Origin of the sequence: Paraburkholderia sp. EG304 (assembly GCF_046543485.1) — a bacterium.
Taxonomy (GTDB): Bacteria; Pseudomonadota; Gammaproteobacteria; order Burkholderiales; family Burkholderiaceae; genus Paraburkholderia; species Paraburkholderia youngii.
In genome coordinates this window covers 53,604-78,987 of sequence record NZ_JBKGUA010000015.1, presented here as the reverse complement: position 1 = coordinate 78,987, position 25,384 = coordinate 53,604, and the positions used below count along the sequence as shown (strand labels likewise).

Sequence of the window (25,384 nt, the reverse complement as noted above, 5' to 3'; positions counted from 1 at the left end):
GTCTTCCATCAAAAAATTCTCATTGCAGTCGGCTGTGCACTCCTCATCGTGCAAAGCCGAATGTGCGAATGACCTAGTCATTTTTTTCTGTAGGCAATCGTACCCGGAGCGATTATGGCGCGTATGGATTCACGCAGTGCAAACGTCAGCGCAGTTGTCGTTGGCGGCGAATTGAACGGCCTTGGCGTCGTAAGGTCGCTCGCCCGGCACGGTATTCGGACCTTGACTGTCGACATGGAAAGTAGAGCTGCCTTCTGGTCTCGCCACACGCAGGGCCGGCTAATCAGAAATCTCGAAGGAAGAGAATTCATCGACGACATGATTGAAATAGGCAGAAGAATGAGCGAGCCGCCGGTTCTGATGTTGACGGCCGAACCAGCGGTTCATGCTGTTTCAGAAAACATCGACGAAATATCGAAGTGGTTTCGTGTTCGGATTCCGACCGACGAGAAGGTAAAGCTTCTGAGCAGTAAGGCGAGTTTCCACGTGTTCGCACAAGTCAACGATTTTGAGGTTCCGCGTACCGTCGTTCTTGAAAGTGTCTCCGATATGGCACTGCTGGGTATGCTGCAATTCCCATGTGTGATGAAACCCGATGACAAGCGAAGCGCATTAAGCGGAAAAAAGGAACGCGCGCTTCGCATCGAAACGCTAAAAGAGGCCCGCGAGCAAGCAGCCGTCATGCTCGAGACTCCGGGAGGAATCGTGGTGCAGGAATGGATCGAAGGGGCGGATAGCAACATCTATTTCACGCTCTTTTATCGTGGTGCGGATGGACAGCCAATCGCAACCTTCACCGGCCGCAAGCTCTCCTGCTATCCCCGCAACGTAGGTAGCACAGCGGTATGTGTTGCCGCGCCCGACGCGCACAAAGTACTCGAGCCCATCACGTTGGCTTTCGCGGAATGCGCGAGCATGGCCGGCATGGGCAGCATGGAATACAAGTGGGACGATCATCGCCGGAAGTTCGTGATGATCGAACCCACCGTTGGAAGAACGGACTGGCAGGAAGAAATCGCTACCTTGTGCGGGACGAATATCCCAGTCGCGGCCTACCAGCACGAGCTAGGACTACCTGTGACAACGGCCACTGCAAACCGTGTGAGCGTCGCGTGGCGGGCGTCAATCGCCGACAAGCCGCCACCTCAACTGCTGACGGGCATCACGGAGATCGTGGACGGCTATTTTCGCACCGAGGACCCGTTTCCCGCTTTGAGACAGTACTGCATGGGAAATCCGTTGCGCCGACTGCGGCAGATGATGCAGAGAGATGTGATCACAAATCGACCCGAAAATCTGTTAAGTGGGAGGAACTAATGGCAACGACCGATACCGCAATCATTGGTGCAGGACCTTATGGCTTGTCTCTCGCGGCTCACCTGGATGCGGCGGGCGTGCCTCACCAGGTATTAGGCACGCCTATGGAAGGCTGGAGAAACTTCGCGCCACCGGGCATGCTGATGCGCTCCGACGGCTGGTCCACGAGTCTCTATGCACCGCAGCGCGGTTATGCGCTTCAGGACTATTGCGCGCTGAGGGGCATCCGCTACCAGCCGATCGGCATGCATCTGACACGCGAAACATTTATTGATTACGGACTGTGGTTTCAACAACAGCTCGTCGACGATTTAAAGCAGGTCGATGTCGTCGATATGCGCCGCGTGGACGGGATGTTCCGTCTGGCGCTGAGTGACGGCACTTCCATCGTCGCGCGCCGCGTGGTGCTTGCGCTGGGGCTCAAGGGTTTCGAAAAGACGCCCCCGGTTCTGCAAGGGCTGCCACGAGAATTCGTCTCCCATTCCTGCGAGTACGGAAACCTCGATTGGGTGCGAGGAAAGGATATCGTTATCGTGGGTGGCGGACAGTCGGCACTCGGCCTCGCCGCGCTCATGAACGAAAACGGTGGTCGCATCCGCGTGCTCGCGCGTGAACCTGTCGTGACGTGGAACAACAAACCACAGAACAACCGGAGCCTTATATCGAGGCTGATCAGGCCGGATGGGCGAATCGGCCCGGGTTGGCGCGCCCATATCATCGCGGAATGGCCGTTCGTGTTTCGCGCATTTGGCGCACAGCGCCGGAAGCAGGTCGTAAATTCCACGTGGGGCCCGTCTGGCGCCTGGTGGCTGCGCGATCGCGTCGTCGACCAGGTGGACGTGACGGTCGGCAGCCAGATACGTCACGCGGCCATTGATGGAAATCGCATCGTCCTGCAGGTCTCCATGAAAGACCAGCAATCGCAATTAGAGGCCGACCACGTGATCGCGGCGACCGGGTTCAAGACCGACCTCAGTCGACATGCGTTTCTTTCAACGGAAATCGTCCAGTCGATGTCCCTTCAAGACGGTGTGCCGGAGCTTACGCGCCATTTCGAGACCGGTGTTCGCGGTCTCTATGTGATTGGACCCGCATCCGCATACAGCTTTGGTCCTGTGATGCGATTCATCTACGGAGCGAAATACGCTGCGCCGCAGGTTGCACGGCATATCCTGAAGCGTTATCGGCACGATAGCCCCGCGCCGCGAACGACGCCCGCCGCAGCAACCACGGAAGCAATTCCGAATCAGGCAGACCATTAAACGCCATCCATGCGGATCGTGTCGAGCTCAGGTTCATCGATACGCCAACTGTCTACTCAGTGAGTGTGCCCAATGATGATTCCCCAGCGAAACAGCGCCGTGAAAGAAATCATGGCTCGCTGCTTGTCCTTTTCCGGTATGACGTGGCTAACGCGAACTTTGCTATGGCGTGACAGAGTCGCGATCCTGCTGTATCACGATCCGGACCCTGCAACGCTCGATGTCCATTTGACCCATTTGCGGAAGATCTGCGATGTGATTCCGCTCGCGGCTCTCAATGAGCCCAGCAAAGGCCGACCTCGTGCAGTCGTTACTTTTGACGATGGCCACGCAGGTAATGCTGATCTTCTGCCGGTTTTCATAAAACATAAGGTTCGCCCGACCATTTTCCTATGCAGTCGAATCGTCGCGCGCCGGCGCAGGCATTGGTGGTTGCATCCGTCAGCGGAACAGGCCGGTATCGAGCGGCTGAAGCGACTAGGGAATTCGCGCCGGCTGGCCGAACTCGAGGTGAGAGGATTCGCGCAGGACGGTGAAGACATGCCGTCGGGACTGACCCATGAGCAGATCCAAACGATGAAACCTTACGTGGACTTTCAGGCGCACACGCGGTTTCATCCGATATTGACGCGCTGTGAGGCATCCGAATGTGAGGAAGAAATCGCGGGTTCGCGGCACGAGGTTGGAGCTTTACTGAATAGCGAGTGCACTCACTTCGCGTATCCGAACGGCAACTACGGCGCGCGGGAGATCGAATACGTGAAGGCGGCGGGATTCAAGACCGCGCGCACCTGCGACGTTGGCTGGAACGATAGCCAAACCGACCCTTACCGTTTGCGCACGATCATCATTACCGACGACGCGTCACCCACCTGGTTCGCCGCCCAATTGACAGGCATCCCGGTTTTTCTGCGCTACTTGCGAGGTGGCTCGTGGGATGGACGCTTTCCGCAGTTCTAGTTGGCGGAGGCCGAATGTCCGTCCGGCTGTAACCTGGTTGCGGCTATTAAACGAACGCTGGAGTCAACTTTCATGAGGTTCGCTTACTGGGTCTGCGGCCTGTTGGTCACCGGGCTCATTGCAGCGCAGTCATTGCGGCTACTCGCGGATCGCGGCGATGCGGCAGTCAGCGAGCCGCCAGCCAGCGATCTGCTGGGTGCGCCCCCGGCTGCGCGCACTATCGTCACACCAGCCCTCGTTGACCCAGTGAATCCGTTTGACTTTGGTGCGAAGTGCGATGGCGTGTCGGACGATTCGTCAGCGTTTCAGGCCGCGCTGGATGCCGGCGACGTACGGGTGCCGGCTGGGACCTGCGTGATCGACCACACGGTCAAAATTACGGTCAGCCATCGGCACATGGAATGTGCGAAAGGCACGACGCTCAGGCAGACCAGGCCGGTATTCAGCATGTTTTCCGTCGTCGCACCGGACGGGAAAACGCTGACTGGCGACAGCATCGCCAATTGCGTATTCGAAGGAACCAATTCCGCTGCTCCACGTTTTATTCTCGACGACGATGCGCTGCACTACAACATTCCCGTCGAGACGCGGGACAGGGTCAGCGACTTCACGCTTGTCGGCAACACCTTCAAGCGATTTTTTGGCCAGGCGATGTTTCAGACCTACGGGGAAGTGGACGGCGGCAGCGGCGACGTCATTGCGTATAACCGTTTCGAGAGCTGCGGATACTATGGCGCCGTATTCGTCGCGCATCGGCACGGATACATTGGACATAATGTTCTGATAGATTGCGCGGTAGGTGTCGAGAACGACAATGCGCAGCAACTGGGCGGCGATAACGTGATCGAATACAACGACGTGAGGGCAATTCACGGCTATGGAGCGCCCGATATGGGCGCGTCGGTGCTGCTGACGGGTGGCACGGCCGGCGACGCAGACTACTCGACCAACATCGTGCGTTACAACACCGTAATGGGAGTTAGCAAAAAGGCGTACTATTCGTTCGCAATACGGCCAAGTATCATATGGCAAAAGGCGAGCGGCGGCGCCGCACAGTATCGGCAAAACACCTGCGTGAGAGGATGCAAAGTCGTTCAGTAACAAGCGCAACTGTGCTGCATTGAACGGAGGTGCGCGGCCGGGAGTTGGGAATCCCGACTGATGGATCGGTTTTTCAATCGAGCCAACTGAGGTCGCGTTACTTAAGTGAGGTTCAAGATGACGACTCTTATACGAATAATCGGTACGATCGCGTTTCTATTCGTGGTCTACCTTGCTCTCAGAGCCGTCGCGGACGTCCTGTTTTCGGATACGTCGAAGAATGGCCGGCTCCGCCAGCGGCGCTTGCGCTCCTCGAGTAGCGCCGATCGAGAGGCAAATATTGAAAGCCAGCAGAAAGCGGCGGATCACAACGGCCGCGGCTAGCGAGCCGCATATGCGCTGCACCTACCTCCGCACGCCAACCTGAAGTCCCCCGCTCAGCTTGATCACGACGCACGCCAACCGTGATCTACGCGCCGTGCTGCCGAACCCACAGGGTCCGACAGCGCTCCATCGTCAAACGGCCTCGAAGCGGTCCAGATTCATCACCTTGACCCACGCAGCGACGAAGTCGCGCACGAACTTCTGCTGTCCATCCTCGCTCGCATAGACCTCACTCAGCGCGCGCAGAACGGAGTTCGCGCCGAACACGAGGTCCACGCGCGTGCCGATCCATTTCGCCTTGCCGCTCTTGCGCTCACTCCCCTGGAACACGTCGCTGGCAACCGTCAGCGGCTTCCACTGCGTGTCCATGTCGAGCAGGTTGCGGAAAAAATCGGTCGTCAGTGCGCCCGGACGATCCGTGAAGACGCCGCGCGCTTCGCCGCCAGCCTGGACGCCCAGCACGCGCAGGCCGCCCACCAGTACCGTCATTTCGGGCGCCGTGAGCGTGAGCTGTTGCGCCTTGTCGACGAGCAGTACCTCAGCCGGCACACGGTAGCTGCTTTTCACGAAGTTGCGGAACCCATCGGCGAGCGGTTCGAGCATGCCGACAGATTCGACGTCAGTCTGCTCCTGCGACGCGTCCATGCGACCCACCGCGAATGGCACCGTGATTTCGTGACCCGCCTTTTTCGCGGCTTCCTCGATGCCGACACCGCCCGCGAGCACGATCAGATCAGCGAGCGAAATCTTCTTTCCGTTCGACTGTGAACGGTTGAACCCGGCCTGAATGCCTTCGAGCGTCCCGAGCACCTTCGCGAGTTTCGCGGGCTCGTTCACAGCCCAATCCTTTTGCGGAGCGAGGCGGATGCGCGCACCGTTGGCGCCGCCGCGCTTGTCCGATCCACGGAACGTCGACGCCGAAGCCCACGCGGTCTGTACGAGTTCAGCAATCGACAGCCCCGAGTCGAGAATCCTTCGCTTCAGCGAGACGACGTCCTGTTCTGCAACGAGCGGGTGATCGACGGCCGGAATCGGGTCTTGCCAGATCAATTCCTCGGCAGGCACTTCCGGACCGAGGTAGCGGGCGCGCGGCCCCATATCGCGGTGCGTCAGCTTGAACCAGGCACGCGCGAATGCATCGGCAAACTCATCGGGATGCGCCATGAGGCGCCGCGAGATCTTCTCGTAGGCCGGGTCGAAGCGAAGCGACAGATCGGTCGTCAGCATCGTCGGCTTGAGCTTCTTCGAGGCGTCGTGCGCGTGAGGAATCGTTTCCTCCGCGTTTTTTGCAACCCATTGGTGCGCGCCGGCCGGACTCTTCGTCAGTTCCCATTCGTAAGCGAAAAGGTTGTGGAAGAAGCCTGTGCCCCATTGGGTCGGCGTGCTGGTCCAGGTGACTTCGAGTCCGCTCGAGATCGCGTCGGCACCCACGCCGGTTCCGAAGCTGCTGTTCCAGCCGAGCCCCATGTTCTCCAGACCGGCGGCTTCGGGCTCGGACCCGACGTTACTGGCAGGGCCCGCGCCGTGCGTCTTGCCGAACGTATGGCCACCCGCGATCAACGCGACGGTTTCCTCGTCGTTCATGGCCATCCGAGCGAAGGTTTCCCGAATGTCGCGCGCGGCCGCGACAGGATCGGGGTTGCCATCCGGACCTTCCGGGTTCACGTAGATGAGCCCCATCTGCACCGCCGCGAGCGGATTCTCGAGATCGCGGTCGCTGTCGGTATGGCTCGTTTCCTGGTCGCGCAACGCCGTGGCGGCCACGACCACGCGTTCATCGTCATTGGCAGGCGCGCCCTTGCCATAGCGCACGTCGCCGTTCAGCCATGTCTTTTCGTTGCCCCAGTACACGTCCTGATCGGGTTCCCATGTGTCCTCGCGGCCGCCGGCGAAACCGAAGGTCTTGAAACCCATGGTCTCCAGCGCGACGTTCCCGGTAAGGATCAGCAGATCGGCCCACGAAATCTTCTGGCCGTACTTCTGCTTGACGGGCCAAAGGAGGCGCCGGGCCTTGTCGAGGTTTACGTTGTCGGGCCAGCTGTTCAGCGGCGCGAAGCGTTGCTGTCCGCGGCCGCTACCGCCGCGACCGTCGCTCGTGCGATACGTGCCTGCGCTATGCCACGCCATGCGGACGAACAGCGGTCCGTAGTGGCCGAAGTCGGCCGGCCACCAGTCCTGCGAGTCGGTCATCAGCGCGGCGAGGTCCTTCTTTAGCGCCGCGAGGTCGAGCGTCTTGAAGGCTTCGGCGTAGTTGAAGCCGGGGTCGAGAGGATTGGATTTGTGCGAATGCTGGCTCAATAGATCGAGCCGAAGCTGCTTGGGCCACCAGTCGCGGTTGGTCGTACCACCGCCAGCGGCGTGATTGAACGGACACTTGCCTTTGTTCGTCATGAATCTTCCTGCTTTGGTTGATTGGTTTTGACGGCCGCGCAGCGCCTGCTAGTCCTGCCACCGTGAGCCGAGAATCTGCCCGCAGAAATTGCTCCTGCAATATTCCGGATCGAGGCGATCGAGAATGTCAGCGCTGCGCGTACCGAAGGTCGTCTGCGGACGGTGAGCAACGCCACGCCCGATCGCACCGATGATCTCCTGCCTGAAGTGCTTGCCGCGCGGATAAGCGGCCAGCACTCCCGCGCGCTCCCCATCCGTGTGGGTTTCGAAATGCGCTGCGACGAGATCCGTACATACCGCGGCTGCCAGCACCTTCGCGAGTGGCGACACGCGCTCCGGGATGCACGGCGATGTGTGCAGCGCGATGGCGTTCCACGCATCGTCCTGTGCGTGAATGCTCGCGCCGTGATGACGCAGAAGCCGACGCGCCGCATCGGCGCCGTCCAATTCATAGCGCGCGGTCGAATGGGCATACGCCGCGCTCAGTCCCATGTTCGCGTACATCGAACTCACGTAGAGCGCATCCATATCGCACACGATGCCGACTCGACGGGCGTTCAGCGCCGCGAAGACGAACACCCGGTGCGCATGGCCGAGCAACACGGCCGGCAGCGCTGCATGAGCGCTCTCGGCAGCGACGAGCGCCACCGATGTGCGCGGAATGCGGATACCCACGATATTTGCGTCCGCTCCGGATGAGCGTGGTCGCATGTCCATTTCCTTTGCGTCGATATGAGATGTCGCGCGCGGTCCGCTCAGAACGCGAAGCAGCTACAGCCGAGCGCGCCCCAGAATGAGTTGGCGTCGCCGGCCGGCACATTGCTGCGCCATGCCCAACCGTGCGCATGGTTGTGCACGCCGCAAAGGTTCACGCACGCGTCGGTGCACGACTGCGTGAGCACGGCGTTCGTCACGACAGGCTTGTAGCGCGCATAGCCACCGAACTCCGCGACCGGCGACCAGACGGGACTCACCGGCAGCGCAGGTGGATTCAGCGAGTCGAACTCCGCGTCGGCATACACGACGCGGCCGTTCACGACCGTCAGCACCGACTCGAGATGTTTGATCGACTCTTCGTCGATCGTGAAGAAGTCGTCGCTCAGGACCGCGAAGTCGGCGTATTGGCCGGGTACCAGCGCGCCCTTCTTCGTTTCGTCGTTGGAGAACCACGCGCTGCCCACCGTGTAGCGGCGCAACGCTTCCATGCGTTCGAGACGGTCGCGCTGCGCGTACATCGGCGTGCCGCCCACGGTGCGCCCGGACACGAGCCAGTACAGCGACACGAACGGGTTGAAGCTCGCCACGCGGGTCGCGTCGGTGCCCGCGCCGACAGGCAACCCGGCTTCGAGCATCTTGCGCACGGGCGGTGTGTGCGCCGCGGCCCCGGCGCCGTAACGCGCGATGAAGTACTCGCCCTGATACGCCATCCGATGCTGGATGGCGATGCCGCCTCCGAGCGCCGCGATGCGCTCGATGTTGCGCTCCGAAATCGTCTCGCAGTGGTCGAAGAACCAGCGCAGGCCGTCGAACGGCGTGTCGGCGTTCACGCGCTCGAACACGTTCAGGAAGCGCTCGATCGACTCGTCGTAGGTCGCGTGCAGACGCCACGGCCAGCGGTTGCGCACCAGCAGGCGCACGACCTCTTCGAGTTCCTTCTCCATGCCTTCCGGCAGGTCGGGACGCGGCTCGAGAAAGTCTTCGAAGTCCGCCGCCGAGAACACCAGCATTTCGCCCGCGCCGTTGACCTTCAGGAAGTCGTCGCCGTCGCCGGGACGGGTGGCTTTCACCCACTTCGCGAAGTCCTCGATCTCGCGCTTCGCGTTCTGCGTGAACAGGTTGTAGGCGATACGCACGGTGAGCTGATCGCGCTTCGCGAGTTCCATGATGACCGCGTAGTCGTCGGGGTAGGCCTGATAGCCGCCGCCCGCGTCGATCGCGCTCGTCACGCCGAGGCGGTTGAGTTCGCGCATGAACTGGCGTGATGAATTCATCTGGTCGTCGAAGGGCAGCTTCGGCCCCTTCGCGAGCGTCGCGTAGAGCAGGCCCGCATTCGGGCGCGCGATCAGCATGCCGGTGGGATTGCCGCGCCGGTCGCGCTGGATCTCGCCGCCGGGAGGATTCGGCGTGTCGCGCGTGTAGCCGACCGCACGCAGCGCCGCCGCGTTGAGCAGCGCGCTGTCATACAGATGCAGAATGAAAACCGGCGTGTCAGGTGCGATCGCGTTGATTTCATCGAGCGTGGGACCGCGCTTTTCCGCAAACTGAAATTCGTTCCAGCCGCCGACCACGCGCACCCATTGCGGCGCCGGCGTGCGCGCGACTTGCGCGCGCAACATCTCGAGCGCGTCGGCAAGCGACGGGACTCCGTCCCAGCGCAATTCCATGTTGAAGTTCAGGCCGCCGCGAATCACGTGCAGATGCGAGTCGTTCAGACCCGGAATCACGGTGCGGCCGTTCAGATCGATACGGCGCGCATCGTCACGCGCCCATTGCATGACATCGCGCTCACTGCCGGTCGCCACGATCTTGCCGTCAGCGACGGCCAGCGCCGTGACGAACGAACGACGCTCGTCCTGGGTCGCAATCTTGCCGTTGTAGATCACCAGGTCGGCGATGCGGACAGGTTGATTGGGTGCGCTCATCGACGCCCTCCTATGTGCTCTATTCGATTTGCCCTTTGCGCCTCATGACGGCGCAAAGGGTGTGAGATGCGGGCGAGCGTGCGAAACGACGCTCGCCCCGCATCGCTTCGCTCGACTGCGGCCCAGCTTCAAGGTCAGGCTGCTTCGCTCGCGTGTTCGCCGAGGATCTGCTTCGCGTAGCGCACGCCGATGCCGTACGCGCTGTGCGCCTTGAAGATGTCCATGCAGCCTTCGTAGGTCTCGCCACGGGCCCAGTCGCGTTGCAGTTCGCACATGAACTGCAGCGAGGTCATCGGCACCGCGCCGGCCTGGATCACGCGCTGGATCGCGCGCTCGTGCGCTTCTTCCGTGATGTCGCCGCATGCGTCGGTCGGCACGTAGATCTCGAAGCCTTCCGCGAGCATCTGGACGGTCGGGAATGCCACGCACACTTCCGTCCACAGACCGGCGATCACGATCTTCTTGCGGCCCGTGGCCTTGATCGCCGCGCGAAAGCCCGCGTCTTCCCACGAGTTCATCGAGGTGCGATCGACCGGTTTGATCTGCGGGAACACCTGCTGCACTTCGGGCAGCAGGTGGCCGCTGAACGAGTCCGCGGCGATCGTCGTGAGGACCGTCGGCACCTTGAACAGCCTGGCGGCCTTCGCGAGGATCTGCACGTTGTGCAGGACGGTGGTGCGCTCGTGCGAGTGCGTGCCGAAGAACATCTGCGGCTGGTGGTCGATCAGCGCGAGTGCGCAGTTCTCGGGGGTCAGCAGTTCAAAAGCCATGGTTGCTCCAGTGAAGGACAGGTACGGACAAGCGATGCCGCGCGCAGCGGTCATCGAACGCGTGCAGCTTACGGATCGCGCGCCTTAAAGTCCTTGGGAAAACCTGAAGCGTTATGAAAGGTTCGGCTCGCCTGAAGCGAGCGCGCAAGAGTGGACGTCAGTCCGGGAGGAAGGGGAGTAGGGCGGCTACCCCTGAAGACGTTCGGCCAGACTCACGAGACGCTGAAAATCCGGCGCCTTCGATGCGACGTCGATCTGGCTGATCCGTTCACTGAGCAGATCTCTGGCAGCGGCAACTTCTCCGCGATCGAGCAGTTGTTCCGCAAGCTGATATTCGGCGCGCATTGCCCAAAGCGGGGCGCCGTCGGAATTCGCCTGCTCGATCGCCGCTCTGAGCAGACGTTCCCCTTTCTGTCGACGTTGTGCGATTTCGGCTGCGGGTGCTTCACCGAGTGCGGCACACTGCAATTCGAGCCAGCCCCGAACACGCGACAATTCAGGCACGTTAAAGCGATTGCCATTCGCCTTCGCAAACGCGAGCGCCTCATCCAGCCGTACCCGGGCCTCTTCTATGCGGCCAACCCGGCCCAGCGATTCCGCATACAGCACATAGATTGGCATGACCACCCGCTGGAATCCGCGAGCAACGAGCCGCTGCAGTACGGGCTCCAACCGTTCCAGCACGTTGTCGTCTCGCCCGGCCATCACGTCTGCCTTGACGGCAAGATACTCCGCATAGTCCCGCCAGTTATCGAGTCGGTGACTTGCCGCTTGCGAGCGCAATAACGCCAGATAATTCGACGCCGCCTGGTGCTCTCCCGATTCGAGCGCGACGGGTACGGCAATGAGTGCGAGTACGTGATTGAGCGACGGTTCGAGCATATCGCCGCGAATCCGGTCCAACGAACGTTCAACGAGCCGCATTGCGCGCTCGGGCTTGCCCTGCAGCAGGGCGATCCGTGCCAAGGTACCGGTCGCCCAGATCAGCGGGTCGATGGTCAGCCATGTTCCCGCCGAGATCGGCAGGCTCTGTCCGGCGATAGATTCGATTGCCTGCTCCAATCGCTCACCGGCCTGCTCCTGTTCGCCCAGGTAGTGCAACGAAATCGCAATCATCTGCTCCGCGAGGGACTGCCGCCACGGTGAATCACCGCCTGAGACCGCATGCTGATACCGCATTGCGTAGCGCATCGAGGTATGGATGTCGCCTGTTGTCAGCATGGTATTCCACAGCCCCCAAAGCGCATCGATGGCAAATTCGTCGTTGCCGGTCGCGCGTGCGAGCCGTAGCACGCGCTCCCACAACAAAGGCGCCCGAGCGACGTCCTCGCCGGTGTGGATCAGGGACGCCGCATACGCAGCGCATAATTTCATCTCGCACTCGGCATCGACGGCGCCGGCAGGCAGGCCATCCAGCACAGTCAATGCGCGTCGCGCCCGCTCGCAGCACTCTCTGACATGCGAAGCCCCGAGCAACCGGCCGAGAAGTGCGCTGGCAAGAGCTACGCCGAGAGCCGGGTCGCCTTCCGCGGAAAAAGCCCAGTCGTATGCGCTGCGTGCGTCATCCAGTGAAAATCGCGGGCTCGCGCCAGGCTCTTCGTCGTCGCCGCCCGCAACGAACGGCCCATTCCCTTCGATATAGCTGCGCATATAGCGCAGGTGACGCGCTGCAATGATCTGGGACTCGCCTTCGTCGCGAAGCTTCTCGAGCGCATAGGCGCGGGTACTTTCGGTGAGCCGATAAAACGCGATGGCCCCGCGAAACTCGACGTTCAGCAAAGACTTGGTAGCCAGCTCCGACAGGCTCGAGATGATCACCGCAACCGACATATCAGGTTCAGCCGCGACTGCACACACCGCCTCGAAACTGAATGTGCTGAAAAAGCAGCCGGTTCTGCGAAACAGCGCCTGCGACGCGCTGTCGAGCATCATGTAGCTCCAATCGAAGGTTGCCCGCAAGGTCTGATGGCGCGGCAACCCGGATCGCAAACCGCCGGTGAGCAGGTTCAATCGGTCGTCGAGCCGTGAGGCAACACCTTCGAGGCCGAGCGTTGCCACCCGCGCTGCGGCGAGTTCGATTGCGAGCGGCAGCCCGCCGAGACGGCGGCAAATCTCGGCGACGAGCGTAATGCTCGCCTCGTCGTGCGCACACTCGGGTGCGAGGATAAAAGCGCGGCGCAGAAACAGTACGACGGCCGAGCAACCGAGTATCGCATCGGTCATTTCTCCGCTCGCTGGGACCGCAAGCGGCTCGAGGCGCAGCACGGTTTCACCCCAGATATGCAGAGGCTCGCGACTGGTCACCACAAAACGCGCCAGAGGGTTGCGCGCTACCAGCGCATCGACGAGGCTCGCGACCACATCGATCACGTGCTCCGCGTTGTCCAGGATGACGAGGCAATTGGACGCTGCGATCGCGGCCGCGATCGCAGCCTCGTATGTATCGTCCGGGCCCATGATCACGCCAAGCGCTTCGGCCAGCGTGGCGAGCACCGTATCGCGCGATGATGCCTTCCACAGCTCGACGAAACATACGTGCCGTCCGTATCGGCTTTCCATTTCACTCGCCACGTAGCGAGCGAGGCAGGTCTTGCCGATACCGCCCGCCCCCACCAAGGTGATGACGGCCGTCGAGCCGATCTGTTCGATTATTCGTGCAACCTCGTCTTCACGTCCGATGGGAAATTCACCGCGCATTTGCGCTGCCTTCCCAGCGACTACAAGACTGTCCGTGCCGCGGGCCGGAATGCCCTCGGTCGGCCGAACAAGCACATAGCCGCGGCCGGGTACCGTTTTGATCAGATCGCGATCGGCACCCAGCAGCTTGCGCAGCGCAGCCATATGAACCTGAAGGCGATTCTCCTCGACGATGACGCCTGGCCAGACGGCGTCCATGATTTCATCCTTGGAGAGTACCGCGCCGCGGGCCCGGTACAACTCTTCGAGAATCGCAAACGCGCGTGCGCCCAGCCGTACAGGCTGCCCGTTCTGTCTGATTTCGCGCTGGTCGAAATCGACACTCAAAGTGCCGATCTCAATCATGGTCATCTCCAGGCAGTAGGGTCGTGGCTGAGCACTGGATGACTTGCATCAGGTTGAATTTCCATTCCGGGGAACAACAAACACATAGGCTTCGAAACCAGTCCGTACCCGTGCTCTCTGCATTTTCGCCAACAAATTGTAATCAATCGCCGAAGCCTACGTATTGAACAAAAATCCACTCTAAACCCTGTCTTTGAGCGCTCACATCTCGACGACTCATCTGCGCGCCATTTCGGAACGGGTACACCGGCCGCCTCCAAAACACCCGTTGACACGCCGAATCCCCCACGGCCGTCGATCGCCGGCGCTTTTGTCATGGTATAAATGTCACCCTTTTGATGGATTCGACGGAGCCCGATTCGCGTTTTCCCGGACGATCTTGCCCAGGTTTTATTGCTATCTACTCGCCTCCCATGATTTCGCGCGAATCTCCCGCCAGCGTTCCGCAACTGCCAAAGGACAATCTGGGTTGCGTCGCGGGTAAGCTCAGCAAAGACTTCGAAGCGGTCGGCAACGATATCTCCTTCTACCGCAAGTGCATGGCCGAGCCTGACTTGAGTCGCATTGCCATGCCGGCAAACGAGCGAGGCTTTCTGGTAGGGGTGTCGCTCGGCAACGGTCATCAGAGAAGGATTCTTCGAGGCGCACGCTCATTCGTCAGCCGGTTCGACCTTGACTCCATCTACATCCGGGATTTCTCCGAAGACTATCAAGCGGATATGTACGGCAATTTCGATTTTGTCCTCGTCGAATTATCCCGCTCGTTTTTTACACGACTCGAGAATGAACACCACGCACCGGGCATCTCGGGCCTAATCTGCGCCAACGGGCAGAAAGATCCCGTATTAGGGCATCTTTCGCGCGCACTCACGGCAAGTCTCGAAGCGACAGGCCCGCTCAGCCGACTTTTCGTCGAGCAGGTGGGGCTTGGCCTCGGCACGCATATCGCGAGGCGGTACGGAAACTTTGCTTCGGCTGACGTGCGCGTCAGCCGCGGATTATCCAGCGCCATCGAGGCTCGTGCCAAGGAGCTTTTGCTCGACAGCAACCGCAGCGATATCTCCATTGCCGACATTGCGCGCGAATGCAACCTGTCGCGCGGCTATTTCATCCGGGCGTTTTCCAAGTCCACCGGCCGCACGCCACATCAGTGGTTGCTGGAACAACGCGCGAAACAGGCGCGCCAACTCCTGGAAGAGACCGATATGACGCTATCGGAAATCGCCGCGATTTGCGGGTTTGCAGATCAAAGCCATCTGAGCCGCGTGTTCGTCAGGCTAATCGGCACAACGCCCGGAGCGTGGCGTAATCGCGCGATCTAGGAAGCCATCGGCGCCGCTGACCGGAGAGCCGGACGCGCGATCAGGAAGAATTCAACGGGGCTTCAGAACAACGGCGAGCGGCCGAGGCGGCTTATTGCCGGCCGTCTTCTATACCTATAGATAATGGCGTCTTTCCCGGTGCCACCCTACGATTCGGTGCGACGTTCGAGAGCAGCGTGATTTCCACGATCACGCGCAAATCTGTAGTTCACCGCGGTTTGGCGAGATGCGCCATCCGGGCCTGCTGGAGGGAGGACGCATCATGTACGTTTTTGATCGAGTTGCGGTCTCCCTCGACGGACGACAGGTGTTTCGCGACGGTCAGGCTCAGCCGATCGGCGCGCGAGCATTCGATATCCTCGAACTGCTGATCCGGTCCGGTGGAAAACTGGTCACGAAAGACGAGATCATGCGTCTCGTCTGGCCCACCACGTTCGTGGTCGAGAACAACATCCAGGTTCATATTTCGGCACTACGCAAGCTCTTTGGCGACGGTTGGATTCGCACTGTACCAGGCCGGGGCTACCAGCTTCGCACGCCGTCCCATATGGCTGCGCCTCATGCACCGAGTCAGGAGCTTGCCGCCGAAAAGGCGGTCGAGAGTGTCATCAGGCAGCGGTCGTGGCGGCTCGTTGGCCGCGATGACGACGCCAACATGCTGTACGAGATGCTACAGCGCGGATCGTTCGTGACGGTAAGCGGCCCGGGCGGCGTTGGAAAAACACGGCTCGCGTTGAGTGTCGCGAGAGCATGGGTCGACAGCAACCATTTCGAGCTATGCCACGTCGACTTCGCCGGGCACGACACCCAGCACTCGTGTCTACTCGCGGTACTCGAGAAGCTTGGCGGCGCTCTAGGCAGCCATGCGCCGACGATCGCCGATGTAGTGCAAACGGTGGGCAACCGGCAAATCGTCTTCGTATTCGACCACTGCGAAAGAGTCCTCCAGGCCGTAGCCTCGCTATGCGAATGCATCGCGGCATCGAACGGCCATGCCGTCATTCTGACGACGAGCCGTGAACCGTTGCGCGCAATGGGCGAACGGGTCTACTCGATCTCGCCATTGACACTGCCCGACGAAAACGCCGGCGGAGCGGAGATGCTCGCGAGCGGCGCTATCAGGATGTTCTTCGAACACGCGCAGGCGTCCGGAATCCGCTTTCCCGCCGACCCGGGAACGCTCAATGTGATCGCCGATATTTGCCGGCGTCTCGGCGGCTTGCCGCTCGCGATCGAACTTGCCGTCGCGCGGGCCGCGCTACTCGGCGTGCAAGGACTACTTCGCGAACTCGAGAAATCGATACTGTGGCTTTCGGGCGGACTCAGAACCGCCCATCCGCGTCAAAAGACGCTACGCGCAACGGTCGAGTGGAGCTACGCGCTGCTCAGCGAGGCTGAGTGCGCGGTGTTGCGCCGGCTCGCCGTATTCCCTCGCAGGTTCAATCTCGCGGGTGCCTGCGACGTCATTTCCTGCGCGGACATTGGACGGGACGCCGCACTTACCAGCGTCCTTAGCCTCGCGAAAAAATCATTGCTGACTTTGCATACCGAGGGTCCGGTCAAGAGTTATTCGCTGTTGCCGGTCGTGAAAGCCTACGCGATCGAGCGGCTAATGGAATCCGGCGAGTGGCCGTCCTTCCGTTTCCGCTACGTGTCCTCGAAAGACAACGCACCCGCCAATTTCGCTTCCTGAGCCCGCCGGAGCGCAAGAACACCACTGTCCATAGGATAATGGCGCCGAAGTGAAACCCGCTGTTGTTTTTTCCGCCTATTGAATGGGCTCAAACCTCTATAATTCATGGCCATTGTGTACATCGTCGACGACGATGCGTTGATCCGTAGAAGTCTGGCGGGCTTGCTGAAATCCGCCGGTCATACGGCAACGTGTTTCGAGTCAGGAGAAGCCTTCCTCGCGTCGGAGACCGTGGCGCAAGCCTGCTGCATTCTTCTCGATCTCAAGCTCGGCGGCATGAACGGCCTCGACGTGCAACGGGCGCTGATCGAGCGTGGAACGTCGATCCCTGTCATTTTTATATCGTCGCACGGCGAAGAGGAAGTGGTCGACAAAGCGCTCCGGCAAGGGGCAATCGCCTTCTTCCATAAGCCGTTTTCGGTCGACAGGATATTGGCGTTGATTGATGAAACCGGAACGCGCCAACGTTCCGCTGCGAGTCCATCGTGAGCGGATCTCTGGCGCCCTGTGATAACGGGTCCATCCTCTCGGGCAACACGACTATGCGCGTTTCCGAATCTGCCGCGCGAACTGACCATGTGAAGCAAAGCGCCGAATCCATCGTTTATGTGATCGACGACGACGCAATCCTACGACGCTCGCTGAGTTCGCTATTGCGCTCGTACGACCTTCGCGTCGAGACTTTCGCGACGTCCAGCGAGTTCCTCGCATTTCCCCGCCCCGCTGTGCAGAGCTGCCTGATCCTGGACATGCGGCTCGAAGACGAGGACGGACTGACCGTGCAGCAGAAGATCGGCAACGCGGGGCTCGGCATTCCCGTGATCTTCATGACCGGCTACGGCGACGTCGCAAGCTCGGTGACCGCGATGAAAGGCGGAGCGTTGGACTTTCTGACCAAGCCGTTCGAGGACCACGAACTGCTCGATGCGATCCAGCGCGCGTTCGCGATCGACAAACAACGCCTCGAGCGCGAGCGTTCGCTCGCCGACGTATCGCGTGCTCATCAGTCGCTTACGCCAAGAGAGCGCGAAGTGATGACTCTCGTGATTTCCGGCCTGATGAACAAGCAGATCGCCGCAACCCTGAACCTTCAGGAGATCACGGTGAAGGTTCATCGCAGCCAGGTCATGAAGAAGATGAAGGCGAGAACATTGCCCGATCTCGTTCGTATGGCCGAAGCGCTTGGCATCGAGCCCGCGGAAAAGACGTTCTGACCTTCTGACCTTCTGACGGCCGCGTGAGCGTTCAGCGCCCACCGGCCGGATCACGCCCCGGCCGTGACCGGATGGCATATCTCCGCAGGCAGAGAGAACCGGAACAATGCACCGCCTCGCTGATCGGTACTCGCCCACAACCGTCCGCGATGCGCGCCGATGATCAACCGGCAAATCGCGAGCCCCATGCCGAGACCGTCGGCCTTGCTGGTGTAAAAAGGCTCGAATACCCGCTCGCAAATCTCCGGCGACAGACCCGGTCCCGAATCCCGCACCTCGATCAGCACAGAACCGGCACTGTCGGTTCGGGATCGAATCCACAGTTGGCGCGGCGTATACATCATGTCCTTCATCGCCTCGATTCCGTTCATCAGCAGATTGATCAGCACCTGCTGCAGTTGCACGCGATCTCCGGTCACCAACGGCATCGACGGTTCGAGTTCGATACGAAGCTGAACGTGGTGGCGGACTATTTCGCCTTGAAGCAGTACCAGCGATTGCTCGATCAGATCATTCAGATCCACCAGCGTGGCGTCCGGCGAGCTCTTCTTCAGCAGCGCGCGCACGCCCGCGATCACCGCACTGGCGCGGTGACCGCCTTCGACGATCCGCTCCACCGTCTCCTTCAGTTCGCCGAGATCGGGCGGCGTGCGGGCCAGCCAGCGCAGCGCCGCCTTCGCGTCCGTGATGATCGACGCAAGCGGCTGATTGACGTCGTGCGCGATGGAGGCGGTCAGCGCATTCAGCGTGGTCACGCGCGTGACGTGCGCCAGATCCGCCTGCACCTGCTGCAAGTCTTCCTGAGCGCGCTTGCGCTCCGTCAGATCCAGCACGAAGGACACACCTTGCTCGCCGCTCTCGTCGAAATTGGCCGAGCCCAGAAGAACCGGTACATGGCTGCCATCGCGATGAAGGAACTCGGTCTCGAATGGCGGCACGGTACCGTTCAGCTTGAACGCCTCCGCGATGCGCGTGTCGCCGTTCAGCCAGCCCGGCGCGGTCAGGTCGGTCCAGCGCAGGCGCTGCGATAGCAGATCGTCGCGCTCGTAGCCCACCATGCGCAGAAACAGGTCGTTGGCTTCGAGAATCCGGCCGTCCAGATGCCAGATCCATATGCCGATGATGTTCGCCTCGACAAGGCGATGAATCCGCGCTTCGCGCTGCCCCAGATCCCGGTATAGCCGGGTATTTTCGACTGCGATCGCGGCCTGTGAAGCAAGCAGCTTCAGCACGGCCGTCCGCGCTGGTACGAAAAGCCGCGCCGCGAGATTGTTCTCGAGGTAGAGCACGCCGATCAGCTTGGCTTGCGTCAGAAGCGGCAGGCACAGCACGGATCGGGCGCCATGCCGGCGGACGTACGGATCGCCGACGAACAGGCCTTCGACCGACGCGTCGTCGAGAATGATGTTCTCATTGGTCCGCAGCACGTAGTTGAGAATCGCCACGGGTATCGTATCGGGTTCGATCGGGCCGTCGCGCAAGGATACGATCACGGCATCGCCGGCCGTGGTCGCCTCGGCCGCGACGCGCGGCTCGCCGTCGCGGATCAGGAGCAGCAGGCCGCGCTGTGCGCCGGCCTGCTCGATCGCGGTACGCATCAGCGTATTGAGCAGGTTTTCGAGGACCACCTCTTTCGATACCGCCTGCGAGACGGCAATGACCGTCGCCAGATCGAGATGTTCGACCGGCGCGCCGATCGCGCCGCCCGCGGTGCTCATCCGCCCGGTTTCCCGCAGATAGGGGTAGCGGGCTTCCAGCTGCTGGACTTTCCCCAGCGCTCCCCAGCACAGATAGCCCTGCCGGGCATCCTGCATATAGACGCGGGCGATCTTTTCGAAGCCGCGCTCCGCATAGAACAGTGCCGCCAGTTCGTTGGCAAGCGCCTGATGATGGATCAGGTCATGGTCGCGCGCGAGACCGATTGCCTCTTCGTAGAGCTGCATCGCGTCGGAAGACCGCTGTTCGAGGCGAGCGATCTCCGCGCCGACCAGCGCGGCCTGGCTGCCGAAGTTCGGCTTGCAATGTTCCGCCCACAAAGACAATTGCTGATGATGGGCCGCCAGAATCCGCAGGTTATCGGACCCGGGCTGCTGAAGTTCGGCGTGGCAAAAGGCTGCACGCGCGAGTGCCGCATAAAACTGATACTCGGCCTGCTCGTAAAACGACGGTGACGTCCAAAGCAGAGCCTCGGCGCGTTCGGCCGCGGCGCGAGCCGAAATCGCATCGCCCGCGAAGTAGCGCGCCTGCAGCTTGCGAATCCAGTACCAGCAGAACGCAAAGGACAGACTCGGATTGCTGCCGACCCGGCTCTCGAACTCCGCCTCGCTGAAACTCGCGTCGTCGAACACACCGAATGCCGGCGTGAGGCCCGCCAGCGTCCGCACCAGTTGCAGTTGCGGAATCATCCGATCGACGCCGAGACCGAAAGCCGTCTGACGCGCGAATTCGACGCTCGCCTCCGCTTCGCGTTGCACCTCTCCGAGCGGCTCGCCGCTTGCCAGCGAATGAGTCAGCAGGTTGTTGCGAATGAAGCACGCAAAGGTTCGGTCCGCGAGCTTCTCGGTCACATCGATCGCACGCTGCAGGATGTCCCGGGCGTTTCGGATCGGCTCGGTCCATTGCATCACGTGCCCGCCGAACACCTGATAGACGCGCGCCCGGATACGATCCTCGCCGTCCCGCTCAGCGAGCTGGAAACCGAGCCGGCCAAACCGGAAACCCGCCTCGCTGTGCTCGCGTTGCGGGACCAGAATCATGCTCAGCCAGGCGTACCCGAGGCATGACGCCTCGCCATTGCCGTATTCCAGACTGAGGTTGACCATCCGCCCAATGACGAGCGCGCGCAGTGAAGCGTCCGTGTACCAGGCGGGCGGCATCAGCGCGGTCAGGACCGCCATGGTGCCGGCGGCAACGGGATCGGTCATCTTCGGCAAATCGAGCAGAGACTCGATCGGCCGCTCGCCGAGCCGGCTCCAGATACTGTCGTATTCTCGTTGCACTTCGCCCGCGGACGGCTGCGAATCCCATGCAACGCCGGCACACCGCAGATATTCCAGGCCCACCTCGACCGCGCGCTCGCGCCGCCCCAACGCCATCAACAGTTCGAGTCGCAACTGCGTGACCGCGGCGAGATCGGGTAGCCCGATTGCCCTCTGGGAAAGCGCGTGAAGCCGCCCTTCCGCCGCGTCGGAAGCACCCGTCAGGAACTCGCTCTCCGCGCGCCGCAACTCGAGCATGAAGACGAGTTCAGGGCGGGTTTCCCACGCGTTTTCCCCCAACAGCGCGCTGCCGGTGGTGAAATGCGTCAACGCCGCGAGGTAAGCCGCGGATGCCATTGCGCGGCTGCCAGCGAGAAGATTCAGTTCGGCGAGCCGCTCCCGCTCGCCGGCCTCGGTAATCAATGCCGCGCCCCGGTTCAACTGGCCCACGATATCGAACACCAGCTCCCGCGCATGGCCGGGGGACAACTCCGCCACGAGGCGCCGGCCGATCGCGAGATGCGCTTCGGCGCGCGCCCATGGCGCAATCAAGGCGTAGGCCGCCTCGTGCACGCGGTCGTGCAGGAATCGATAGGACGCGTCTTTGCGCAACACGAGCCCCGCGGTAACCGCTGGTCGCAGCGCTTCATCGAGATCCGCGAGCGTCCCGTGGCGCGCGGTGACGAGAACGTCGACCGGCACTTCGTTGCCAACGCACGCCATCAGCTTCAACACGTCCTGGGTTTGCTCGGGAAGACGTCCCAGCCGGGTCAGCATCAGGTCGACGACGTTGTCGGTGAATCCCTTCGCGCGAATCTGATCGAGATCCCAGGACCAGCGGGCCGTCCGGTGGTCGAACACGAGCATGTCCTCGTCCAGCAGCGTGTTCAGAAAATGAATCGCAAAGAACGGATTACCGGCCGTCTTCTGCTGCATCAATTCCGTCAGCGCCGCGCTGCTTTGCACGTCGCAACGAAGAACATCCGCGACGATCTGGCTCATCTGATCGCTGCGAAGGCCTTCGAGCGCGATCGCGCTGACTCGGGTTCCAGCCCGGCGAATCGAGGCCAGGCATCGTGGCAATGGATGATCCGCTGCAATTTCGTGGTCGCGGTATGCGCAGACGAACAGCACGTGTCTGAGTTCCGGATGCGTCGCAAGGTGCTCGATAAGATCGAGGGTCGCCGCGTCGAGCCACTGCACATCGTCGAGAAAGAGAACCAGCGGAGACTCGGCACGCGCGAACGCGCCGATCAGGCTGCGGAACGCAAGCTGAAAACGATGGCGGGCGTCCTGCAAAGGCAGATCGTTGACGATCGGCTGTTGCCCAAGGATCAGTCCGATTTCGGGAATCAGCGTGGCCAGCAGACTCGCGTTGGGACCCAGCGCGTCGTCGAGCACGGCGCGCCACGAAGCCAGTTCGGTTTCGCTGCACGCGAGCAGCGGGCGGATCAGCGTCTGCAGCGCTAGCGCGAGCGTCGAATAGGGTATTTCACTGCGGTACTGGTCCACTTTCCCGCTGGCAAACCGCACGCGCTGCGTGGCGATCTGCCGCTGAAATTCGGTGACCACGGCGGTCTTACCGACTCCCGCATAGCCCGAAATCAGAACGAGTTCCGGCCAGCCTTCCCGCTCGACGCGATCGAAAGCCGCGAGCAGCGTTGCGATTTCCGGCTCGCGTCCATAAAGGCGCGCAGGAGCCATCAGGCGATGCGCGAAATCCTGTTGTCCGAGCGCAAAGGTTTCGATGCCTCCATCGGCGGTCTGGCTCGCGCGGCAGCGGCGCAGATCCGCTTCAAGACCCGCCGCGCTTTGATAGCGTTCATCGGGTGTTTTGGCGAGAAGCTTCAATACGATGTCCGACAGAGCGACGGGAATCGTCGGCACACGTACGACTGGCGAGGCTGGCTGCCGGGCGAGATGGCTGTGCACCCAATCCGCCGTATCGCCGGCGCTGAAGGGCAATACGCCCGTCAGCATCTCGTAGAACATCACGCCGAGCGCGTATAGATCACTGCGAGCGTCCACCGGCCGGTTCATACGTCCGGTTTGCTCCGGCGCCATGTAAGCGAGGTTGCCCGTGACCGCACTGATTTGTGAATGCGCTTCGGCACCGCGGGAAAGCCGCGACGCGACGCCAAAGCCAGTGATGGCTGTCGTTCCGGCCGCCTCGTCCGTGAAGATATGTGCGGGTTTCAGATCCCTGTGGATCAGGCCGCGCTGATGAACCTGGCTCAGCGCCGAAGCGATGCCGATCGCACGGTCCAGAAACCGGTCCGTCTCCATGGCGGTGCCCAGCAGCGCCGTGAGCGGCTCACCGCCCGGATCCCTCAGCAGCAGCACGGTGTGGCCATGTTCTCGCAGCAGCTTCAGTGGCGTGGCGGCCCAGGCGCCGGCCAGATCGTCCCTCAGTTTGTACTCGTGCGTCAGGCGCGCGGCGCTGGAAGGATCGGCGCGCGATGCGGAAATCCACACGGCCAGCACCTCTTCGCGGCGACCGTCGGGCGCGAGATGCCAGCCGCGGCCGAGCGCGCGATCGCCCTCTTCGAGCACGAACTGCAAATACACCTTGTCGCCGGAATTGAAAAAGAAGGACGGGCTCATCAACGGACTCTCGCACCTTACCGAGGAAGCTCACGCACTCGATCGGGTGCGATCGGGAAGTGGCGTGCCGAAATGGTCTTCGGGAATGTCGGCGGCATTATGCCAGCCGGCTTCAATTCCCAAGCGCAGTCCAGTCCAGAACCTGAAGAGTTCTGAACGGCAGCTTAAACGTCCTGCCCGCGGCGAAACTTTAAGAACGCTTCATTAGGCATCGAGCCGGTTCGAATTCGAGAATGAGTAAGGCGCACGTTGCGCAACCTTCAACCACCCCGAAGCAACCACTATGGATACCCAATCTTCAGTCTTCCCTGCCGCTCGACACCGCGAGCGCTGCCGCGCGGCGCCGACCGTCTTCGCATGGCTCGCCGCACTGCTGGTTGCCCTGCATGCCGCGCTCGCGCATGCGGCCGCGCCGCAGGTCGGCACGCAAGGCCCCGGCTTCTATCGCATGATGCTGGGCTCCTACGAAATCACGGCGCTGCTCGACGGCACACATCCGTTTCCCGTCGATACCGTGATGACGGACGTGCCGCGCCGCGTGATCGACCATGATCTCGCGGAAGACGATCTCGCGTTGCCGCTACAAGGTTCGATCAACGCGTTTCTGATCAACACCGGCAGCCAGCTGATCCTGATCGATACCGGCGCGGGCGTGCTTTACGGCGATTGCTGCGGCCATCTGCTCGCGAACCTGCGCGCCGCCGGCTACCAGCCTGAACAGGTGGACCAGGTGCTGCTCACGCATATGCACAAGGACCACGTTGGCGGCGTGATTCGCGACGGCCAGATGGCATTTCCCAACGCGGTTCTGCGCGTGTCGCAACGGGAGGCCGATTACTGGCTCGACGCCAGCAACAAGAAAACCGCGCCGTCGTTTCTGAGTTCGTTCTTTGATTCGGCGGCGCAATCGGTGGCCCCCTATATCGCGGCGGGACGTTTCCGGCCGTTCGACGGCAACGCCGCGATCGCGCCCGGTATCAGCGCACTCGCCACGCCGGGTCACACGCCGGCACATACGGGCTATGTCGTGAAAAGCGGGCAGCAGACGCTGATCGTGTGGGGCGACATCATCCATGTCGCGGCCATCCAGGTGCGCGACCCAAAGGCTTCCGTCGAGTACGACTCGGACGCCGCCGCGGCCAGGCAGTCCCGCCTCGCGTTGCTCGACCGTGCGGCGCGCGAACATGACGTGATCGCGGCCGCACATATTTCGTTTCCGGGTCTCGGGCATGTGCGCAAGGAGCGCGGCAGCTACGTGTGGATTCCGCTGAATTACGATGCGGACCCGGCGAGCCACGCCGCGACCGCCGTCAAGGCGGCGCCCTGAAGTCGACGCGCGAGCGCGCGTCAGAGAAAGCGCCCGGGACGCTGGCATCAGCGCCCGGCGCGCAGCGCTCAGCTATTGCGCGCCGGGTAAGCCCGCATCGCGGACGTGCGGATCATCGCGTCCGCATTGACCGCGTCGGTGCGACCACATGGTTTGAAGATTTCGTCCCCACGGCTGATCGGCTCACCGCTCAGCGCGCAAACGCCCGACTTGCGGGCGCGCACCAGACGCCACAGCTGTGCGCCGTAATAGCAATTCGTCGAATCGCGCCACTCGATCGTGGCGCTCGTCATGGTGGGCCGTTCGACCACGATGATGGTCGCGTGACCGCCCCCGGCTCGCGTGGCCGAGCGATCGGCATCGCGAAGCTTCCTTGAGAGAGACATCTGCTGTTCATCGTCGGTCCGCTCGGCTCTCGCGAGCGATCCTACGATTCG

General features: G+C 61.7%; 16 protein-coding genes. 9 read left to right on the top strand and 7 right to left on the bottom strand.

Annotation, left to right across the window (positions count from 1 at the left end):
- Positions 1-114: 114 nt before the first annotated feature.
- From ACLFKU_RS19275 to ACLFKU_RS19260, 4 genes are all read left to right on the top strand, one after another.
- The gene (locus ACLFKU_RS19275) at positions 115-1,317 is read left to right on the top strand and encodes a carboxylate--amine ligase (RefSeq protein WP_410850142.1); all 1,203 of its coding nucleotides are present in this window, start codon (positions 115-117) and stop codon (positions 1,315-1,317) included.
- On the top strand, positions 1,317-2,579 hold the full coding sequence (locus ACLFKU_RS19270; RefSeq protein ID WP_368583161.1) for a SidA/IucD/PvdA family monooxygenase: 1,263 nt from the start codon (positions 1,317-1,319) through the stop codon (positions 2,577-2,579). Before ACLFKU_RS19275 ends, ACLFKU_RS19270 begins: the two co-directional genes overlap by 1 nt.
- Positions 2,580-2,654: 75 nt before the next feature.
- A complete protein-coding gene (locus ACLFKU_RS19265) occupies positions 2,655-3,539 on the top strand; it encodes a polysaccharide deacetylase family protein (protein ID WP_368583212.1) in 885 nt (294 codons plus the stop codon).
- Entirely contained in the window at positions 3,540-4,640 is a 1,101-nt protein-coding gene (locus tag ACLFKU_RS19260; protein ID WP_410850141.1) for a hypothetical protein, read from the top strand.
- A 456-nt stretch (positions 4,641-5,096) separates the two neighbouring features.
- Here the strand turns inward: ACLFKU_RS19260 and katG are convergent, their stop codons facing one another.
- The 5 genes from katG to ACLFKU_RS19235 form a co-directional block, all read right to left on the bottom strand.
- Entirely contained in the window at positions 5,097-7,355 is a 2,259-nt protein-coding gene (gene katG, locus ACLFKU_RS19255) for a catalase/peroxidase HPI (RefSeq protein ID WP_410850140.1), read from the bottom strand.
- A gap of 48 nt (positions 7,356-7,403) precedes the next feature.
- The gene (locus ACLFKU_RS19250; RefSeq protein ID WP_410850139.1) at positions 7,404-8,066 is read right to left on the bottom strand and encodes a phosphohydrolase; all 663 of its coding nucleotides are present in this window, start codon (positions 8,064-8,066) and stop codon (positions 7,404-7,406) included.
- 44 nt (positions 8,067-8,110) lie between these two features.
- On the bottom strand, positions 8,111-9,997 hold the full coding sequence (locus tag ACLFKU_RS19245; protein ID WP_410850138.1) for an amidohydrolase: 1,887 nt from the start codon (positions 9,995-9,997) through the stop codon (positions 8,111-8,113).
- Between the two features lie 134 nt (positions 9,998-10,131).
- On the bottom strand, positions 10,132-10,767 hold the full coding sequence (locus ACLFKU_RS19240) for a hydrolase (RefSeq protein WP_013092691.1): 636 nt from the start codon (positions 10,765-10,767) through the stop codon (positions 10,132-10,134).
- Between the two features lie 186 nt (positions 10,768-10,953).
- Positions 10,954-13,809: an ATP-binding protein gene (locus ACLFKU_RS19235; protein ID WP_410850137.1), complete on the bottom strand. Its 2,856-nt coding sequence runs from the start codon at positions 13,807-13,809 to the stop codon at positions 10,954-10,956.
- A 413-nt stretch (positions 13,810-14,222) separates the two neighbouring features.
- Between ACLFKU_RS19235 and ACLFKU_RS19230 the strand changes: the two genes are divergently transcribed.
- The 4 genes from ACLFKU_RS19230 (at position 14,223) to ACLFKU_RS19215 (ending at position 18,038) form a co-directional block, all read left to right on the top strand.
- On the top strand, positions 14,223-15,131 hold the full coding sequence (locus tag ACLFKU_RS19230; RefSeq protein ID WP_368583167.1) for a helix-turn-helix domain-containing protein: 909 nt from the start codon (positions 14,223-14,225) through the stop codon (positions 15,129-15,131).
- 262 nt (positions 15,132-15,393) lie between these two features.
- Entirely contained in the window at positions 15,394-16,824 is a 1,431-nt protein-coding gene (locus ACLFKU_RS19225) for an ATP-binding protein (protein ID WP_368583168.1), read from the top strand.
- 105 nt (positions 16,825-16,929) lie between these two features.
- Complete coding sequence (locus tag ACLFKU_RS19220; protein ID WP_368583169.1) at positions 16,930-17,313, top strand: response regulator transcription factor; 384 nt, start codon at positions 16,930-16,932, stop codon at positions 17,311-17,313.
- 53 nt (positions 17,314-17,366) lie between these two features.
- Complete coding sequence (locus tag ACLFKU_RS19215; protein ID WP_368583170.1) at positions 17,367-18,038, top strand: response regulator transcription factor; 672 nt, start codon at positions 17,367-17,369, stop codon at positions 18,036-18,038.
- Between the two features lie 50 nt (positions 18,039-18,088).
- Here the strand turns inward: ACLFKU_RS19215 and ACLFKU_RS19210 are convergent, their stop codons facing one another.
- Complete coding sequence (locus ACLFKU_RS19210) at positions 18,089-23,620, bottom strand: AAA family ATPase (protein WP_410850136.1); 5,532 nt, start codon at positions 23,618-23,620, stop codon at positions 18,089-18,091.
- A gap of 283 nt (positions 23,621-23,903) precedes the next feature.
- On the opposite strand from ACLFKU_RS19210, the gene ACLFKU_RS19205 reads away from it, so the two are divergent.
- A complete protein-coding gene (locus tag ACLFKU_RS19205) occupies positions 23,904-24,947 on the top strand; it encodes an MBL fold metallo-hydrolase (RefSeq protein ID WP_410850135.1) in 1,044 nt (347 codons plus the stop codon).
- A 68-nt stretch (positions 24,948-25,015) separates the two neighbouring features.
- On the opposite strand, the gene ACLFKU_RS19200 is transcribed toward ACLFKU_RS19205, so the two are convergent.
- Entirely contained in the window at positions 25,016-25,333 is a 318-nt protein-coding gene (locus tag ACLFKU_RS19200) for a DUF3331 domain-containing protein (protein ID WP_368583173.1), read from the bottom strand.
- Positions 25,334-25,384: the final 51 nt, after the last annotated feature.

Bases quoted from the DNA above. Each gene is read 5' to 3' on its own strand.
- ACLFKU_RS19200 (WP_368583173.1), bottom strand. From the start codon at position 25,333: ATGTCTCTCTCAAGGAAGCTTCGCGATGCCGATCGCTCGGCCACGCGA.
- ACLFKU_RS19220 (WP_368583169.1), top strand. From the start codon at position 16,930: ATGGCCATTGTGTACATCGTCGACGACGATGCGTTGATCCGTAGAAGT.
- ACLFKU_RS19240 (WP_013092691.1), bottom strand. From the start codon at position 10,767: ATGGCTTTTGAACTGCTGACCCCCGAGAACTGCGCACTCGCGCTGATC.
- ACLFKU_RS19250 (WP_410850139.1), bottom strand. From the start codon at position 8,066: ATGCGACCACGCTCATCCGGAGCGGACGCAAATATCGTGGGTATCCGC.
- ACLFKU_RS19210 (WP_410850136.1), bottom strand. From the start codon at position 23,620: ATGAGCCCGTCCTTCTTTTTCAATTCCGGCGACAAGGTGTATTTGCAG.
- ACLFKU_RS19215 (WP_368583170.1), top strand. From the start codon at position 17,367: ATGCGCGTTTCCGAATCTGCCGCGCGAACTGACCATGTGAAGCAAAGC.
- ACLFKU_RS19235 (WP_410850137.1), bottom strand. From the start codon at position 13,809: ATGATTGAGATCGGCACTTTGAGTGTCGATTTCGACCAGCGCGAAATC.
- ACLFKU_RS19270 (WP_368583161.1), top strand. From the start codon at position 1,317: ATGGCAACGACCGATACCGCAATCATTGGTGCAGGACCTTATGGCTTG.
- ACLFKU_RS19275 (WP_410850142.1), top strand. From the start codon at position 115: ATGGCGCGTATGGATTCACGCAGTGCAAACGTCAGCGCAGTTGTCGTT.
- ACLFKU_RS19205 (WP_410850135.1), top strand. From the start codon at position 23,904: ATGGATACCCAATCTTCAGTCTTCCCTGCCGCTCGACACCGCGAGCGC.
- ACLFKU_RS19230 (WP_368583167.1), top strand. From the start codon at position 14,223: ATGATTTCGCGCGAATCTCCCGCCAGCGTTCCGCAACTGCCAAAGGAC.
- ACLFKU_RS19225 (WP_368583168.1), top strand. From the start codon at position 15,394: ATGTACGTTTTTGATCGAGTTGCGGTCTCCCTCGACGGACGACAGGTG.
- ACLFKU_RS19265 (WP_368583212.1), top strand. From the start codon at position 2,655: ATGATTCCCCAGCGAAACAGCGCCGTGAAAGAAATCATGGCTCGCTGC.
- ACLFKU_RS19245 (WP_410850138.1), bottom strand. From the start codon at position 9,997: ATGAGCGCACCCAATCAACCTGTCCGCATCGCCGACCTGGTGATCTAC.
- katG (WP_410850140.1), bottom strand. From the start codon at position 7,355: ATGACGAACAAAGGCAAGTGTCCGTTCAATCACGCCGCTGGCGGTGGT.